The organism is Streptomyces sp. CA-243310, from assembly GCF_050936775.1.
In the GTDB taxonomy this organism is placed as follows: Bacteria; Actinomycetota; Actinomycetes; order Streptomycetales; family Streptomycetaceae; genus Streptomyces.
This window is the reverse complement of the sequence record NZ_JBNJMF010000004.1, coordinates 1-16651: the sequence shown is the minus strand read 5'-3', so window position 1 is coordinate 16651 and position 16651 is coordinate 1. Positions and strand designations below refer to the sequence as shown.

The following is a 16651-nucleotide window of genomic DNA, read 5'->3' as shown; positions in this document are numbered from 1 at the left end:
CGTCGAGGGCGTGAGTGCCGGCGCGCAAAGACCACGACCCAACCGGCGGATTCGGCGGTGCGGGCGAAAGAAGGCGACGGCGGCGGGGGTGTCTCTGGGCGGGTTGGCGGTCGTCCACTGGCAGTACTCGCCGATCCACCATGCGCGGTCGGTGACGGACACTGCGGGGGCGGTCGCCTTCGTCTCGGACTCGGGGGCGGGCCGGCCTGCTGCGGGCTGGGGTGAGGATGCCTGCGGGTGTTCGCGCTGGATGCTGTTCACGGTTCGGTCCTCATCGGTTCGGTGCGGGTGAAGTGGTAGGCGTTCGACGGAGGGGGACCGCCCCCCTGCCTGGCGCGGGCGGTGCTGCGCACGGGGCGGGGAAGGCGCGGTGTGGGCGTCGGTTGCCGGGATTGGTGTGGGGGCGGCCTTCGCGGCGGGGGTTGGATCCGCGGTGGGTCGTCGCCCACCGCCGCACGCTGTGAGCGGGTCTGGCCTTCGCGGCCGCCGGCCTGGTCGTCGCCGGGGCCTGGGCCGCTCGGGCGCGTAGGGGGCTTGCCTCGGGTTCCCGGAGCGCGGCACGGTGGGCCGGCCCCGGGGTGCCCGGGGTGTGTCAGGCTGGTGGTGTCTGCGGGGGCTGCCGGACGTTGCAACACGGTGTGGAACGGGCCACTTGCTACGGGCGCCGTGCCGGCTCTTGAACATGCGCGGTGGGGCGGCTTCGAGCATCTGGTCTCCGATGCTCCGGTTGAGCGTGGGGGCCATGCCCTTGTGCGTTTCCGTCGAGGACCCGGACGGTGAGCTTGGATCGTCCCGCCGTTGTTGATGAAGTGGATCCGGGTCACGGTCCCCGGCACGTACTCGCGGTCGGTGTTGGTGCCATACCCAACCCTCGTGGTCGTCCGCCTCGGGGAACGTCCACCCGGCGCGCGGCGGCGGTCGGTGCGGGCTCCGGCGCCGGCTCGGGTACGGGGGCCGTCTCGGGTGTCTCGTCGTCGGGCTCCTGCTCCGGGGTGGTGCGGGCGGCGTCAAAGAGTTGGGCGAGGAATCCGGCAAGGGGGTTCGAGGGAAGGAAGGACGGTCCGTGTGCGACTCGGATGGTCAACAGGTCACCGGTCGCGGGCGACTGCAACGCGGCCAAGTCCTGGAGGTAAGGCCACAGTCCCGGGTAGCTGATGCCTTCGCGGATCGTCCCGTCCGCGAACCGGGTGATCACACCCGGTGATGGGGCTCCACTCGATCCGCCGGCCGAACGGAGCGGCGGCAACGAAACTCGACCTCGGTCACGCCCCGGGTTGTCGCAGAACTCGAAGCGTCGCGAGCGTGGTGGCAAGGGCGTCCAGCAGGCACGCGGCGGTGTCCGGTGGTGTCGAGCGGGGGGAGTCCGGCTGCGGCGGCGTCACGCCGGGCGTCGGAAAGGATCAATCTGGACTTCCAGGTTCGACCACTCCCCACGGTCCCCGGGGTGGCAGTGCTGACCGGTCCACTGGGCATTCGTCGGCAAGGGCCAGGAGCGGGGGGCGCTCGTCGGCGGCGGTGTCGGGGGTGCTGGGCGCGGGCCTTGGCGTAGGTCGCGTATGACGAACAGTTCGGTACGGGGGGTTGAGCGTCACGGGAAACTCCAGGTGTGAGGGGCTGAGCTGAGGTGGTGGTGCGCACTTCGGCGCGGTCCTGGCTGCCGATCGGCGCGTGCCGGGGATCAGCTCCGGGATTCCGGCGCGGGCGGGCCGGGATGACGGCCTGTCGTCGCGTTCCGCAGCTGCGGGCCGATCGGGGTTTTCGCGGGCCGGCCGGCCACGGGCCGGCCCGCCCGCTTCCGGGGCGCTGCGGCGCCCCCGGAAGCGGCCCGTCTGCGTCGGGTTGCCTGCGGGACCCGACCGATGGTCGGTTCCGGGGGCGGGGCGCGGCGTGAGCCGCGCCCCGGCCGCGGTCTGTCAGCGCTTGTGCTCGGGGCACTCGTATACCGCGCGGTAGTAGTCGGCGTGTGGCGACCCTTGACGAACCGAAACGGTTCCGGGGGCTCCGCACGGGGGGTGCCCGAACTGGCTCGTGAATCCCGGTTCCGTGGGCTGATTCCTTGCCGTAGTAGATGACGCGGACCCGGCGCCACGTGGCGTCACACGATCCGTAGGTCTTGTGGACGCTGTTGTCGGGGGCGCGGGTTACTGCCGTGCGGCGCATCTCGGCGTCCCTTCTCGGCCTCGTCGGCCTCGTACTGGCGGCGGGCCAGCCGTACGGCGTGATTTGGTGCTCGTCGCCTCAATGACAAGGAAGGTGCAAGGGGGACTGAGAACTCGTCCACTCCTTCCGCGATCCACTCTTTTCCGGGCCTCGTAGACGGTGCGGTCGGTGGGCGCGGGTTCGGCCAGCAGGATGCGGCGGGGGTGAGAGAACCTGGGCTGCTGGCGGCGGTAGGTGTACTCGTCGTCGGCAACGACGAAGTAGGTGCGCAGCTGCTTGGTCGAATGCACCATTGGGGTGTGTCCTTCGAAGTTGTCGGGTGCCTGCCGGTTCGTGGCGGGGGAGGGCTCGCGGTTTCTCGACGGGGTTCCCGGTGGCTCCACAGCGCGCCCCGGTCCCGGAGGTACGCGCCGAACTCAAGCGCGATGCTGGTGTCGCTGTTGGTGGGGATGCGCCGTGCGATCCCGCCGTCCCGGTGGCCGTTGCGCAGTACGCCGTACTGGCGGCCGATGGCGGGGATGCGGAGCGTGTAGAGAACCGTGAATGGGTCTGGACGTGGGACTAACAACGGCCTGGGCCGGCCTCGTCGACGGTGACCGGACCGGTTGTCGGCCCGGATGGCGAATCCGCCTCCCGAGTAGCCGGCTATGGCGCGGGCCTGCATGAGGTCGGTGCCGTAGTCATCGGCCGGCGGCGCCCCCGGCGCCCCGGCCGCACCCGACCGGATCGGCGTCCCCCTCCTCGTCCTCGTCGCCGGCCGGGTGGGCGGGGCGTGCGGGGAGCGCGAACGCGGGCGCGGGCAAGGGCCCCTGGCGGCCGGTGCGTGGCGTGGCGCCGCCTCCGATGTAGGCGCCGGCCCTGGCCGGCTGCTCGGTGAGCGAGCGAGCGTCGGGCCGGCGACGGGAACCGACGGTCCCATGAAGCCGTCCGGCATTCGCGGTGACCGATCACGGTCTCTCGTCCGGGTCCCCGCCATCGGCCGCCAGTTACGGCGTACTGCGCAACGGCCACCGGGAACGGCGGGATCGCACGGCGCATCCCCACCAACAGCGACACCAGCATCGCGCTTGAGTTCGGCGCGTACCTCCGGGACCGGGGCGCGCTGTGAGCCACCGGAACCCCGTCGAGAACCGCGAGCCCTCCCCCGCCACGAACCGGCAGGCACCCGACAACTTCGAAGGACACACCCCCAATGGTGCATTCGACCAAGCAGCTGCGCACCTACTTCGTCGTTGCCGACGACGAGTACACCTACCGCCGCCAGCAGCCCAGGTTCTCTCACCCCCGCCGCATCCTGCTGGCCGAACCCGCGCCCACCGACCGCACCGTCTACGAGGCCCGGAAAGAGTGGATCGCGGAAGGAGTGGACGAGTCTCAGTCCCCCTTGCACTTCCTTGTCATTGAGGCGACGAGCACCAATCACGCCGTACGGCTGGCCCGCCGCCAGTACGAGGCCGACGAGGCCGAAAGGGACGCCGAGATGCGGCCGCACGGCAGTAACCCGCGCCCCCGACAACAGCGTCCACAAGACCTACGGATCGTGTGACGCCACGTGGCGCCGGGTCCGCGTCATCTACTACGGCAGGAATCAGCCCACGGAACCGGGATTCACGAGCCAGTTCGGGCACCCCCCGTGCGGAGCCCCCGGGAACCGTTCGGTTCGTCAAGGTCGCACACGCCGACTACTACCGCGCGGTATACGAGTGCCCCGAGCACAAGCGCTGACAGACCGCGCCGGGGCGCGGCTCACGCCGCGCCCCGCCCCCGGAACCGACCATCGGTCGGGTCCCGCAGGCACCCGACGCAGACGGGCCGCTTCCGGGGCGCCGCAGCGCCCCGGAAGCGGGCGGGCCGGCCGTGGCCGGCCGGCCCGCGAAACCCCGATCGGCCCGCAGCTGCGGAACGCGACGACAGGCCGTCATCCCGGCCCGCCCGCGCCGGAATCCCGGAGCTGATCCCCGGCACGCGCCGATCGGCAGCCAGGACCGCGCCGAGTGCGCACCACCACCTCAGCTCAGCCCCTCACACCTGGAGTTCCCGTGACGCTCAACCCCCGTACCGAACTGTTCGTCATCGCGACCTACGCCAAGGCCCGCGCCCAGCACCCCGACACCGCCGCCGACGAGCGCCCCCCGCTCCTGGCCCTTGCCGACGAATGCCCAGTGGACCGGTCAGCACTGCCACCCCGGGGGACCGTGGGAGTGGTCGAACCTGGAAGTCCAGATGATCCTTTCCGTACGCCCGGCGTGACGCCGCCGCAGCCGGACTCCCCCCGCTCCGACACCACCGACACCGCCGCGTGCCTGCTGGACGCCCTTTGCCACCACGCTGCGACGCTTCGAGTTCTGCGACAACCCGGGGCGTGACCGAGGTCGAGTTTCGTTGGCCGCTCCGTTCGGCCGGCGGATCGAGTGGAGCCCCATCACCGGTGTGATCACCCGGTTCGCGGACGGGACGATCCGCGAAGGCATCAGCTACCCGGGACTGTGGCCTTACCTCCAGGGACTTGGCCGCGTTGCAGTCGCCCGCGACCGGTGACCTGTTGACCATCCGAGTCGCACACGGACCGTCCTTCCTTCCCTCGAACCCCCTTGCCGGATTCCTCGCCCAACTCTTTGGACGCCGCCCGCACCACCCCGGAGCAGGAGCCCGACGACGAGACACCCGAGACGGCCCCCGTACCCGAGCCGGCGCCGGAGCCCGCACCGACCGCCGCCGCGCCGCCGGGTGGACGTTCCCCGAGGCGGACGACCACGAGGGTTGGGTATGGCACCACACACCGACCGCGAGTACGTGCCGGGGACCGTGACCCGGATCCACTTCATCAAACAACGGCGGACGATCCAAGCTCACCGTCCGGGTCCTCGACGGAACGCACAAGGGCATGGCCCCCACGCCTCAACCGGAGCATCGGAGACCAGATGCTCGAAGCCGCCCACCGCATGTTCAAGAGCCGGCACGGCGCCCCGTAGCAAGTGGCCCGTTCCACACCGTGTTGCAACGTCCGGCAGCCCCCGCAGACACCACCACCTGACACACCCCCGGGCACCCCGGGGCCGGCCCACCGTGCCGCGCTCCGGGAACCCGAGGCAAGCCCCCTACGCGCCCGAGCGGCCCAGGCCCCGGCGACGACCAGGCCGGCGGCCGCGAAGGCCAGACCCGCTCACAGCGTGCGGCGGTGGGCGACGACCCACCGCGGATCCAACCCCCGCCGCGAAAGGCCGCCCCCACACCATCCCGGCAACCGACGCCCACACCGCCCCTTCCCCGCCCCGTGCGCAGCACCGCCCGCGCCAGGCAGGGGGGCGGTCCCCCTCCGTCGAACGCCTACCACTTCACCCGCACCGAACCGATGAGGACCGAACCGTGAACAGGCATCCAGCGCGAACACCCGCAGGCATCCTCACCCCAGCCCGCAGCAGGGCCGGCCCGCCCCCGAGTCCGAGACGAAGGCGACCGCCCCCGCAGTGTCCGTCACCGACCGCGCATGGTGGATTCGGCGAGTACTGCCAGTGGACGACCGCCAACCCGCCCAGAGACACCCCCGCCGCCGTCGCCTCTTTCGCCCGCACCGCCGAATCCGCCGGTTGGGTCGTGGTCTTGCGCGCCGGCACTCACGCCCTCGACGAACGACACCTTGGTCGGCATTTGGGAGGTGGAGTGCACCGGCCGAGCCCACGACAACCACCACGGCGGACAGGCGAAACGCAGTCCTCTCCGTCATGTGGTCACACGGTGGCACGCGTTACACGCTGGTCATTCGATGCCGACCGATCCACCGCCGAAATGGGGAACCGCACCCTCGCCGGAATCGTGACCCTCGCCGACTACAAGAAAGCCGCGCGGACAGGCCCGAGTCACCCAAACAGCGGTGAGCCCGCACCGGGGCCGCGGCCCACCCCGCGCCCCGCCCGGGACCGCCGATCCTCCCTCCCGACCCAAGGCACGGCCGGCCCGCAGCGGAGAAGCGCGACGACCCGCCGCGGTCACTACTCCCGCCGCCCAGGCCGCCCCCACCACCAGCCCGGCGGACGCCGCCCACACCACTCCGCTTGCCCCAGTGCGCAACACCCCTTGGGCCGGGCACGGGGCCGTCGCCGCCACGAAAACCTGCCACTTCACCCACGCCCACCCGAGGAGGAGCGACCATGAACAACCGAACGACCCCCCCGACCGGAAACCCTGATGACTCCGCGCGGGTGGTGCTGTGTTGGGCCGAGGCCGGCGCCGGGGCCTTGTACCGGTGGGAGGTCACGCCCTCATGGCGCGGTCGACGCTTCTGGGTGGCACAGCACAAGGGCGAGTGGTACATCACCCGCGAGCACATTGCCCCCGGCCGATCTCGGCAAGAACCCGAAGCAGTGGCGCAAGGCCGAGGCAGGTCCGGCACCCGGACCGCCGCCCGATCCGAAGCCGCATCGAGGCACAGGCCCTGATGATTCGCCCGCGTGGAAGAACGGCGCCACCTTGAGTCCGAAGTCCGCGAGATCATCAGGGTCGCGGCCGAAAGGCCGGCCCCGATCTGGACCCCGGCACCGAGCATCAATCAAGCCGCACAAGGCGCCGCGTGTGCGGACCGGTCCCCGGCTGACGTACTGGCCAAATGGGGCGACTGCGTGACCCACGAGGAAAATCACCGCATAACAGTCCGCAGGCACCGCCCGGCCGGCCGAGTCGCCGTCACCCAACCGAAGGCGCGCACCGGCCCCGATGCCGCACGCCCTAGGCACGGCCGGCCCATCGCGGAGTAACGCGACGACCCCTCGCAGCTCCGCCCCCCTCAGCGAAGGCCGCCCCCGCACCGCCCGCCAGGCGCCGCCCACATCACCCCCTGGAACCAGTGCGCAGCACCCCCTTGCGCCGGCCCCACCCGCACGGCAGCGCCCCCACCACCCCACCTTGGAGATCACATGTTCCGACTCAATCTCACCCAGGAATTCGTACGCGAGGCAACCGCCACCGAGTCCCACGCGATCACTCTGCTTCCGGCGAGCGGTGCGCCGCGGCTACGACGTCGAAGCCGCGCCCGACGGAAGCGTCGGCCGTCAACTGGACCTTACCGGCGCTTCGACCCCCGCGACGAGAACCGCATCCTCACCGAACCACGCTCCCTCATCCTCACCCCGCAGACGCCCGTCCGAGGACTCACCGAAGCCACCCGCCGAGACCTCGAACTCATCCAGACAGCCGGCCAGCGCGCCAAGTTCGAGACGGAGTTCCGACCGCCAGGTCGTCACCACCGGATTCCACCGCATCCCCCCGGCAGCCAGCGCCCGCCTGCACGAACGCGGATTCATCACCGACGACCAAGGCCGCGCCCGCCTCACCCTGCCCGCGCTCATCGCAATGCACGCCCAAGACCACAGCACCCACACCACCACCCCCCAAGGTTGGACACGCCCCAGCGAGACAGGACACGCCAGCGCCGGCCTGAAACAGGCCCGGCCGCCGTAACGGTCTCCTCTACAGCGGCACCAGCGCGGCACTCTGCCGATGTGTGGCGCCCTGAACGTCCACGCCGACACCCGCGACGACGCCCGCCGCCGCGCCCGAGACCACCGGCGCACCGCCACCGCCCAGTTCATCCGCGAAAGCCCTCCCCATCTGACCCCCGCCCCCGAGAACCTTCCCCCGCACCACCCGCCCGCCGCCGGCGGGTGGCGCCCCCTCCGGTCGTGGCGGGCCCGCGAACGCCGAAGCGCGACGGCAGACCGCGGTTCCCAACCCCCGCCGCGCACCGAACACCCCGCCACCACCCGGCAGCCGTCACCCACCCGTCGCCACCCCCACCGTGCGCGCCCACACTCCGGCCGAGCCCCCCACACCCCGCCGCCGGGCACCCGCCCGCGAACCCGCCGAAGCCAGACCGGTCTACCCCCGACCCGGAAACGCCCCTCCCCCCATCCGAACCGGGCCAGGGAACCGCGCGCCCCAACCCGCCCGGAACCTTTCCCTACCTCAGGGACCAGGAGACAGCCCATGCGCAACCTTCCGCCCTGCGCCATCACATGCGCCGCCACGCGCAACTCGAACACCCCCGTACCGCCGACGACCGGCAACGAAGCCGCCGAGTTCCGACTGGGACGCCCACGACATCGTGATCATCGGCGACAGCGGCGGCAAAGACAGCGGCGCCACCGTCCACGAGGTGTGCACGCAAGCCGACGCCGTCGGCCAACTCCACAAGAATCCGGGTGCTCCACTGCGACCTCGGACGCACCACCCGAGGCCACCCTGGTCGAATGGCCCGGCGCCCTCGAAGTCGCCCGCGCGCAACGCCCAGCTCTACGGCGTTCCCTTCGCCGTCCGACGCAGCACCCGATGGAACTCCCTCTGGGACCGGATCCGGTCCCACGGCCGCTGGCCCGGGCACTTCGCCAGGTACTGCACCTCCGACCTGAAAGACGGCCGTCGGACGCGGCTACGTCGACGAGGTCGGCGCCGAACTCCAGCTCGGACGCCCGCCCCGCGCCGGCTACGCCATGGGCATGCGCGCCGAGGAGTCCGCCGCCCCGCGCGAAGAAGCCCACCATCGAGCAACACCGGATGACCGGCAAGGGCACCCTGCGCACCGGTCACCACATGGCTTCCGATTTCACCAGCTCACCACCGAGCAGGTCTGGAAAATCCACCGCGACAACGCGATTCCCCCACCACCAGGCCTACGACCAGGGCATGCGCGCCGCCTCAGCTGCCGCGCCTGCCCCCTCGCCCACACCGACGACCTCATCCGCTCCGCCCAGCTCAACCCCGAACTCTTCACCGAGTACGCCGACGCCGAAACCGCCATGGGCCAGCCGTTTCAAGACGAACATCACGCTCCGGGAAATCCTCGACCGCGCCCGAAGCTGACCCACCCGCAAGGCAAGCCGGCCGGTCCGGCGGGGGGCGCAGAAAGCCCGACCCCGCCGGACCGGCCCGCCCAGGCCTCGCAGGCAGGCCCACCCGCACCGACCTCACCCGCAGGAAAGGGCATGATCCACACCGAAGAACGTCCCGTCGCCGAGGACCCCCAGCCGCGGCCACGTACAGGCGTTCGCGTCGCCCGCACGGCCGCCGCGCTCGCCGAAGCCGCCGCCGACGAGGCGATGAACGCCGTCTGCCGGAGCCGATCCGGCAACACCACACCCACCTCGACCAGATCATGCACGCCGCCCACAAAGAAGCCTGCCAAGCAAGAAAGTTCGCCAACTGGACAGCCGAATGGGGAAAACGGCGACGTCGCCGACCACGTCGTCATCGGCTACGCCGGCGGCGCCGTCGACGCGGCGATCCGCGCGCAAGCCGCCGCCGGCGTCGAGGTGACCGCGGCCGCACTGCGCACCGAACTCGAACGGCCGTTGACCGCGCGGGAACTCGCCGAACGCGAGAACGAGCGCCGCCGCGCCGAAGCCCAGGAAGAGGCCGAGGCCCGCGCCGCGACCGGCATGGACCACGACAACCGCCGGCACGCCGAGAACAACCGCTGGTTCGCCCAGGCCTACGTGCCCGAACTCGGCTGGACGGCCGGACACGTCCGAGTCCTGGAAGCCGCCACCGACGGGCGCCTGTACTGGCGGGATCGGCAAGCCTGGAGAGCACCCCGACCCGGGCAGTGGAGCGGCGGCCGCAAGATCAGCCGCGACCGAACCGAAGCCCTGTACGCCGCACGATTCCTCACCGCCGAACGACAGACCGACGGAACCCGCGTACTCACCCCCACCCCCATGGGCGCCGTCGCGCTGGAATACGCGCGGCTGCACCCCGCCGGCCTCCACAACAGCGACCGAAGCCGCCTACGAAGCCCGCTACGCCCGCGTCGCCAAACGATACAAACGCCGCGACGACAAGAAAGCCGCCGCCCGCCGTCTGCCCCCACTCGACCCCTCCGCGATGCGCACCTACCGGCGGCCCGTCACCCTCGCCGAACAGGCAACCACCGCGCGCAAGACCCGCCGCGCAGCACGCGGCGACCGAGCAGTGGGACAACGAGGGCGGACACTGCCCCGACGTACCGGCCCCCCGACCCACCACGATTCGCACCACCGACACCCGACGCACGACCACCAGCTCCGGCAGGGCCACGGAGCAGCCGGCCGACCAGGTCGACGCCGAGGCAACGGCCGTCGCGGAGCGGATCGCCGCGCTCCACCGCGCCCACCACCAGCAGTTGGAACTATGGCCCCGCGAGCTCCCTGGCCCCGGCCGCGTTCGCCAGCCCCGCCGCGCCCCCCCGACCACCGATCTCCACCCGCTTCCCCCACCACACCCACACCCACGCCCCCGCCACATGGATCTCGCCCCCGCTCCACGCCACCCCCACAGGCCACGACACGCCCCCAACCACCGAACCGGACCCCACCCGCACCGCCGACACGAGCACCCGCACCCGCGACAACCCCCGAACCGCTTAGCAACAATGCCGCATCAGTGCTTTAATAAACGTCGTTGCGAGGGGAGGGTAAACCCCGACCGGCACCCGGGCGCGGCAGCGCTCGAAGCCCCTTCACACCCGCGAGGAGCCCAGCCATGCACCATGACCCCCGACACGGCCCCCGCGACGTCTCCGGCCGCGGAGCTCGCCGCCCGGGGCCCGCGGACCACACCGCCGCCCAGGCCCGCCGGCGCACCGACACCGGCCGGACCCGCAGGCGCTGACAGCCCGCCGCGGCCGTGCCCGAAGCCGGCCCGCGCCCGTTCCACAAACGAAAAGGTCGCGGCCCCGGGGAACCCCAGGGCCGCGACCGAAATCAAGCGCCCGGCGGCGCAATGGGCAAAAGGCCGCCGGGCAACGTCCCCTTCACACTGCGGAGCCTCACGGCACGCAGAAAGGACACCACCCATGGTGTAAACCCCCGCACCGACAACACTCCACAGCCCTACGACCACGTACACCTCCCACCCCGACAACCGGCTCGGCGCCGACCCCCGCACCCCCTACCTGGTAGCCGACACCGAACCCCCCGGCACCTACACCCTGTGGCACCTCGCCGACCACCCCGAACACCACGACTGGGCCGCCGCCGTCCCCCTCGACGACATCGCCCTCGCCACCCGCGTCACCACCACCGACACCCGCACCTGGAACCCCACCCCCTGACCCGCCACGCCCCGCCCCCGCCCCGGCACCGCCAGGAGAACCCCGCCATGACCGAGAACACCGAACCCCGACTGCTCACCCGCGAGGAACTCGCGGCCGCCCACGGCTACAACGTCCGTGCCCTGCAACGCCTGTGGGCCAACCGCGCCAACAACAACCACCCGCCCGCCCAGCGCCGAGGCAAGACCCTCGTATGGGACGCCGACGAATTCGAGGCATGGGACCGCCGGCGCCAGAACCTGATCGGCGGATCCGAGTTCGCTCCGCATCCTGGGACTCAAAGACCACGGATGGATCAGCAGGGCCGCCGACGTACCGCCGCCCGGATTCCCCCCACCCGCCGAGTGGGCCAACGCGGCCGAACGCTGGGGCCCCCTGTGGGACCGCGACGCCGCCCAGGCCTACGCCGACACCCGGCCCCCACCGAAACCCTGCGCGGCGCCGGCGCCGGCCGCCCCGCCGGAACCCGAGACGGCACCTCCTACTCCAACGACCCCCGCCTCACCGCCGCCCGCAAGATCATCGCCAAGCACCCCGACGAAAGCGCCATCCCAGCACCACCCGACGCCTCAACGAACAGCACCCCGGGACGTCCGCCGCCGTCTGGCGGAAAATCCTCCTCGCCGCCCGCGACCAGGAGCAGAAGTGACGGACCACCACGCCGGCCCCTGCCCCCGCTGCGCCCAACCCATCGGCGAACGCCCCGCCCACTCCCGCCTGCACACCCACCGCACCCAACCCATCTGCACCACCTGCGGAACCGACGAAGCCCACCGCGACACCACCGGCCTCGCCCCCATCCCCCCGACCGACTGGCCCCTCACCACCCCCGACCACTGACCCCACCCCCGCGGCAGCACGAAACCACCAGCGAACGACACACAACGCGCCGCGAGCCGATCCCGGCCCGCGCACCAGCCCAGGAGCCACCGTGAGCGAGATCCTCGACGAGCAAGCCGCCCGCCACCAGGCCGGCAGCCGCCACCCGGGCGCCATCGGCTTCAAGCCCTTCACCGACCAGAGCGACACCCTCATCGGCTGGACCTACGCCACCGACTCCCGCCGCCGGCGCTACGGATGGATCCTCACCGACGGCCGCATCAGCCCCCGCCACTGAGGACCACCGAAGCGGCGCCGAGGAGTACGGCCGCCGCAGTATCTGACACCCCCACGGGACACGATCCGACTCCCCGGGCAAGAACCGCTCAGCCCCCCCACGACGCCCGCACCCGGCCCGGGCCCCCAACGCCCGCACGACCCACGATCGCAGGGGCCAGGCCGAACCCGCCGCCACATCGGAAGCCACCCGCAGACACGACGAGGCCCCCACCATCCGCCCGGATGATGGGGGCCTCGCCACGTCACACGCCGATCACTCGTCGTCGGCGAACGGGAACTCCTCGACGATCGTCATCAACGCTTCCTCCCGGGTTGCGCGGCACCCGGCTCAACTCATAGTCCTCACCGTCGTCGAGCCGGCGCACGCAATCATGCATCCACGACCGCCAACCGCCACCGTCCACGGAGTCGACCGACCCCACCAAGACGCCGTCCAGGGAGAGTTCCCACGTCGACAGCGAGACCCGCCACGCCTCGAACCCCCGCATCGTCAGACACGCCGGCGCCACCCCGCTCCCGTGCATCGACGGGTGGTACCCGTCCCAGTGAAAACGGACCACCGCGCGCGTCGCGATCTTGTGGAACGCCTGCGTGATCGCCGCCGCCCGCGACCGGCACCGCCACGTCACCTGACGCTCCGCCGCCGCCCCCTCGAACAACCCGACACAATCCCAGGCTTCACGCTCACACCCCGGCGACCGGGACAACAGATACCGGCGGCCGCCCCGCCAGAACAACCAACCCCCCTCATGCCGCCACAGACGAGGCTTGGAGGTGTCCCCACCCGTCCACCTGCGGGTCGAGCGGCCACACCACATCCCGCGCCACCTCCCGCACCGGACCACCCCGGTCCAGCGCCACGCCCACCCCCGCCAGACGCCCCACACGATCCTCGACCACGTAGGCCACCGTCGCCGACACCGACCCACGCGGCAGACGAACCACCACACGATCATCCGGCCGAACATCCTCAAACCACCGCATAACCCGAAGACTCCTCGACATGAAGGGGGCCGACCGGACACAGGCCCGATCGAGCGGATTGGGGGTTTGCCCTCCCCCGCACCAAACACGTCAATTAAAGCACAGATGCGGCACACTTGCCGGCTGATTCGCGGCGCGATTCAATGAAACCCCCGAGCTTTGCCCAACATGGAGCTGATGACGGTCCCGCTCGGCACCGGCGACCAGGTCGCCGACATCCGCACGACCTGGGGAATGGACTTCCCGCCCGAACGCCGCTGGACCGACGGTTGGGGCGTCAGCGTCGAACTGCCCGCCGTCCTCGAACTGATCGACCCTGCCCGCGCGCGGTGTGGTGAGCCTGGACAACGTCCGTGAACAGATGGCCGCCCGGCCGCGGCACGAGGCCGCCTCATGGATCGGCGAGCACACCGGCAGCCGAGGCGGCAAGCGAATACCGCACCTGCAAGCTGTGCGAACCGGACCTGACCGGGCTCACCGACTGCACATGAGCAGGGACACCCCCGCCGACCGCCGAACACCCCGTCGCCCGGGCGCGGTGCCGGGGTGTACTCAGGCGTCGAGAAGCCCCAGGGCCGAGTCCACCCGGCAGATCTCGCAGGCGCGCGCGATCGGGTCCCGCAGCGCCTCGACCGCCTGCGCGCGCGTGGCCGGGCGGGAGCGACCGGAGACCAGCGGGCAGTCACCGGTGTGGACGAGGACCGAGCGGCCGGCCGCGTCGATCCCCGTACTCGATGACCCACTCCACCACCGGCGGCCGATACCGGGCCGCGTCCGCGCGCACCCGCTCCTCAGCCTCCACCGCGACGATCCGGGCACGAGTCTCATCGAGGAGGACCGACAGGAGCGTCTCCACCGTCCGCAGGCGCGCTCCAAGTCCGGCGGGAGCCACCTGGGCGTACCCGCCAGGTCCACGACTACGCCCCTTGGAACCAGGTGGGCGCGCTTGAGACCCATCCGCGCCTCGACCACGTCCCCGCGCTCCAGCGTCGTCCAGTACGGATCGGTCAGCACCAGGACCGGCCAGCCGGCTCAGTCGACGCTCGAAGGCAGCCTTCCGTGCGCGCTGCTCCGACGTGTGAGCCGGGACTGGCCTCGACGTCGCCGCGGTGGGAGTAGACACCCTCCCGCGCCTGCCAGCCCTCCAGCGGGTCCGCCGACCACGGCAGTGTCGCGCAGAGCTCCGCGTGCTGGGAACGGACGCGGTGTAGCTGCGCTTGCAGCGCGACAAGACGAGGGGGGTAGTCGATGGCCATACCGCAATCATACGCCTGTTCGATTTCGTGTTGTAATCAGGACATGGCCGAAACCTGGCTCTTCCCTGACGACCTGATCCACCTGAAACAGGAGAGCATCCGCACCTATAACGCGCTCAGCGCCACGCCGCTCCCGGACCCCGAGCGGGCCGAGCTCGACGAGCGGCTGTTCCGTCTCTCCATCCGGATCGGCGATCACCCCTACTGGCGGGAGCACCCCCACACCCCTGCGGCCCGCGTCGGGCTTCACCGGGGCCGCCGTCGCCGCAGGCTGTGAGCCCTCCGTCGAGAAGCGCGTCGTCGACGGCCGCCTCATCACCCTTCCACCGGGTACCGGCACCGCATGGCAGTACCCGCCGGCCGAGCGGTGAGCGGCCCAGGGTCGAGGCCTGCGGCATGAATCCCCCCGTGTTGGACAATCGTTGTACGCTCGAATCATGAGCGTGGGATTCCGGCCCACACCGGCCGACAACGAGATCATCCAGGCCCACAAACGGCCCGAGGAGTCCACTTCCGACGTCCTGCGCCGAGCCCTGCGCGCGCTCGACCGACAGAAGTGGGACGACCAGGCCCGCCAGGACATGGAACGCAATCGCCGCCAGCGGCGAGAACCTCTCCGAGGACCCCGACGACTGGGGCTACGACGAAGACGGAGACCCGAGCGACCGTCACACCCACGAGCCTCACCCGCCGGTGTCGCCGCTGTCCCCGACCGACACGCCAGTGCTCCATCCCGTCGGGAGAATGTCGTTCTCCCTGGCCACATCCGATGTCGACTTTCTGGACACGGAACGGGGCGCATCCTTCTTCGCCCAGGCCGACGCTTGTACTGAATACGGGCGATCAGGCACTTCTGATGAAGGCCAAACGCCTAGGGAGCCATCCCCACGCTGCCGCGCAGATCGCCGCCGACACACGGCTTCTGACCGCTTCCAGCCTGATGCAAGCGTGGGCCGACGCAAAGGCTCCAACCCGCCCCAGCCCGACAGGCGCCGTATCCTGGCGAATGGCCCATCTGCGCGCCATCGCCGCCCGCCGGGCGGACAAGCGGTGATCCGGGGGTCCGTCCACCGCGTCGATCTCGGCGACGCGAAGCGCGGTCATGAGCAGCGTGGCAAGCGGTACGGCATCGTCCTCAGCCAGAACCCCGAGTCGTGGTCGACCGTGGTCATCGTCCCCACCTCCACCAGCGCGCAGGATGCCGTCTTCCGGCCCCGCCTGCACATCGCCGGCCGCGACACCCTCGCCCTCACCGACCAGGTCCGCACCATCGACACCCGATACGTGATCGGGGAAGCCGTCGATCACCTGAACAAGACCGATCTGGCCCAGGTCGAATTCGCCCTCGCCCGCCTGTTACAGCTACGCCTCGAACTCGACTGGTAAACCCGTGCGCTGCGCTCGGTCGCGTCACCGCACGGTGGGGCAGTGCGCGCCGACCGCAGCGCACCGTGCCTCGAAGTCCGGGGGAAGCCACCCGCCGGAGGTCAACCGCGGGTGCGCCGGGAAGGTGGAGTGGCGCGGCCAACGCGAACATCAGTGACGCCCATGGGGTGTGGAGCTGCACGGTTCTGTAACCGCCGGTGTGGGTGTCGTGGAACGAGCACTGGAACACGTCCGGGCCCGCCAGGTCCACGGAGGTCAGGCCCGACCAGTTTCAGGTCCAGGTAGCCGCGCGCCTGTCCGAGGAAGGCGCGCCGGTTGGTGACGGTCAGCATGCCCTGACCATCCATGACCCAGCGAAGTTGAAGCGTCGGCCCGTGCCTGGCTCTTGCGGTTGGCGTTGCCCAGGGCCGAGGCGGCCCACGTTGAGGAGGACCGAAGGCCGGGGATCCGAAGGCGACCGTGTTGTCATGTCGGTAGCTTTCCGTTGCCCAACGCGCGCCAGGTAATGGCGCAGAGGCCGGGCCGACAGCGAGGGACAGTTCCCCGGGCACGAGAGGCGCGCCATCGTCGGTACCGGGGCCCGCTCGGAGAGCCGGCCCCGCATCAGGTCGTGCACCACGCGGAGCGCTGTGGAGCAGATGATCGTCAAGCACCGTCCAGACAGGCG

General features: G+C 71.2%; 12 protein-coding genes and 1 pseudogene. 8 read left to right on the top strand and 5 right to left on the bottom strand.

What is annotated here, in order from left to right; genetic code table 11:
• The first annotated feature begins 3352 nt into the window (after positions 1-3352).
• Positions 3353-3706 (top strand): hypothetical protein, encoded by a 354-nt coding sequence (locus ACQEVM_RS37415; RefSeq protein ID WP_433087017.1) that lies wholly within the window; start codon positions 3353-3355, stop codon positions 3704-3706.
• A gap of 3917 nt (positions 3707-7623) precedes the next feature.
• Here the strand turns inward: ACQEVM_RS37415 and ACQEVM_RS37410 are convergent.
• The 3 genes from ACQEVM_RS37410 to ACQEVM_RS37400 form a co-directional block, all read right to left on the bottom strand.
• Positions 7624-7764 carry a hypothetical protein gene (locus tag ACQEVM_RS37410; protein WP_433087015.1) on the bottom strand — a complete coding sequence of 47 codons (141 nt, stop codon included), beginning with the start codon at positions 7762-7764 and terminating at the stop codon, positions 7624-7626.
• 1058 nt (positions 7765-8822) lie between these two features.
• Positions 8823-8978 (bottom strand): hypothetical protein, encoded by a 156-nt coding sequence (locus ACQEVM_RS37405; protein WP_433087013.1) that lies wholly within the window; start codon positions 8976-8978, stop codon positions 8823-8825.
• A 324-nt stretch (positions 8979-9302) separates the two neighbouring features.
• A complete protein-coding gene (locus ACQEVM_RS37400) occupies positions 9303-9728 on the bottom strand; it encodes a hypothetical protein (protein WP_433087011.1) in 426 nt (141 codons plus the stop codon).
• Positions 9729-10668: 940 nt separating this feature from the next.
• On the opposite strand from ACQEVM_RS37400, the gene ACQEVM_RS37395 reads away from it, so the two are divergent.
• From ACQEVM_RS37395 to ACQEVM_RS37380, 4 genes and pseudogenes are all read left to right on the top strand, one after another.
• The gene (locus ACQEVM_RS37395; protein ID WP_433087009.1) at positions 10669-10797 is read left to right on the top strand and encodes a hypothetical protein; all 129 of its coding nucleotides are present in this window, start codon (positions 10669-10671) and stop codon (positions 10795-10797) included.
• 253 nt (positions 10798-11050) lie between these two features.
• A pseudogene (locus tag ACQEVM_RS37390) lies at positions 11051-11239 on the top strand (DUF6211 family protein); the annotation flags it as partial.
• Positions 11240-11884: 645 nt separating this feature from the next.
• Complete coding sequence (locus ACQEVM_RS37385; protein WP_433087008.1) at positions 11885-12079, top strand: hypothetical protein; 195 nt, start codon at positions 11885-11887, stop codon at positions 12077-12079.
• 91 nt (positions 12080-12170) lie between these two features.
• The gene (locus ACQEVM_RS37380; RefSeq protein ID WP_433087006.1) at positions 12171-12356 is read left to right on the top strand and encodes a hypothetical protein; all 186 of its coding nucleotides are present in this window, start codon (positions 12171-12173) and stop codon (positions 12354-12356) included.
• A 244-nt stretch (positions 12357-12600) separates the two neighbouring features.
• On the opposite strand, the gene ACQEVM_RS37375 is transcribed toward ACQEVM_RS37380, so the two are convergent.
• Positions 12601-13017, bottom strand: coding sequence for a hypothetical protein (locus ACQEVM_RS37375; RefSeq protein WP_433087004.1), 417 nt, complete (start codon positions 13015-13017; stop codon positions 12601-12603).
• Positions 13018-13510: 493 nt separating this feature from the next.
• Here ACQEVM_RS37375 and ACQEVM_RS37370 point away from each other — a divergent pair, with 493 nt between their 5' ends.
• Positions 13511-13699 (top strand): hypothetical protein, encoded by a 189-nt coding sequence (locus ACQEVM_RS37370; RefSeq protein WP_433087002.1) that lies wholly within the window; start codon positions 13511-13513, stop codon positions 13697-13699.
• A 195-nt stretch (positions 13700-13894) separates the two neighbouring features.
• Here ACQEVM_RS37370 and ACQEVM_RS37365 read toward each other — a convergent pair whose 3' ends face one another.
• Positions 13895-14170 carry a DUF6233 domain-containing protein gene (locus ACQEVM_RS37365; RefSeq protein ID WP_433087000.1) on the bottom strand — a complete coding sequence of 92 codons (276 nt, stop codon included), beginning with the start codon at positions 14168-14170 and terminating at the stop codon, positions 13895-13897.
• 471 nt (positions 14171-14641) lie between these two features.
• On the opposite strand from ACQEVM_RS37365, the gene ACQEVM_RS37360 reads away from it, so the two are divergent.
• Positions 14642-14875 (top strand): hypothetical protein, encoded by a 234-nt coding sequence (locus ACQEVM_RS37360; RefSeq protein WP_433086998.1) that lies wholly within the window; start codon positions 14642-14644, stop codon positions 14873-14875.
• A gap of 773 nt (positions 14876-15648) precedes the next feature.
• Positions 15649-15984, top strand: a complete 336-nt coding sequence (locus ACQEVM_RS37355; RefSeq protein ID WP_433086996.1) for a type II toxin-antitoxin system PemK/MazF family toxin — start codon at positions 15649-15651, stop codon at positions 15982-15984.
• Positions 15985-16651: the final 667 nt, after the last annotated feature.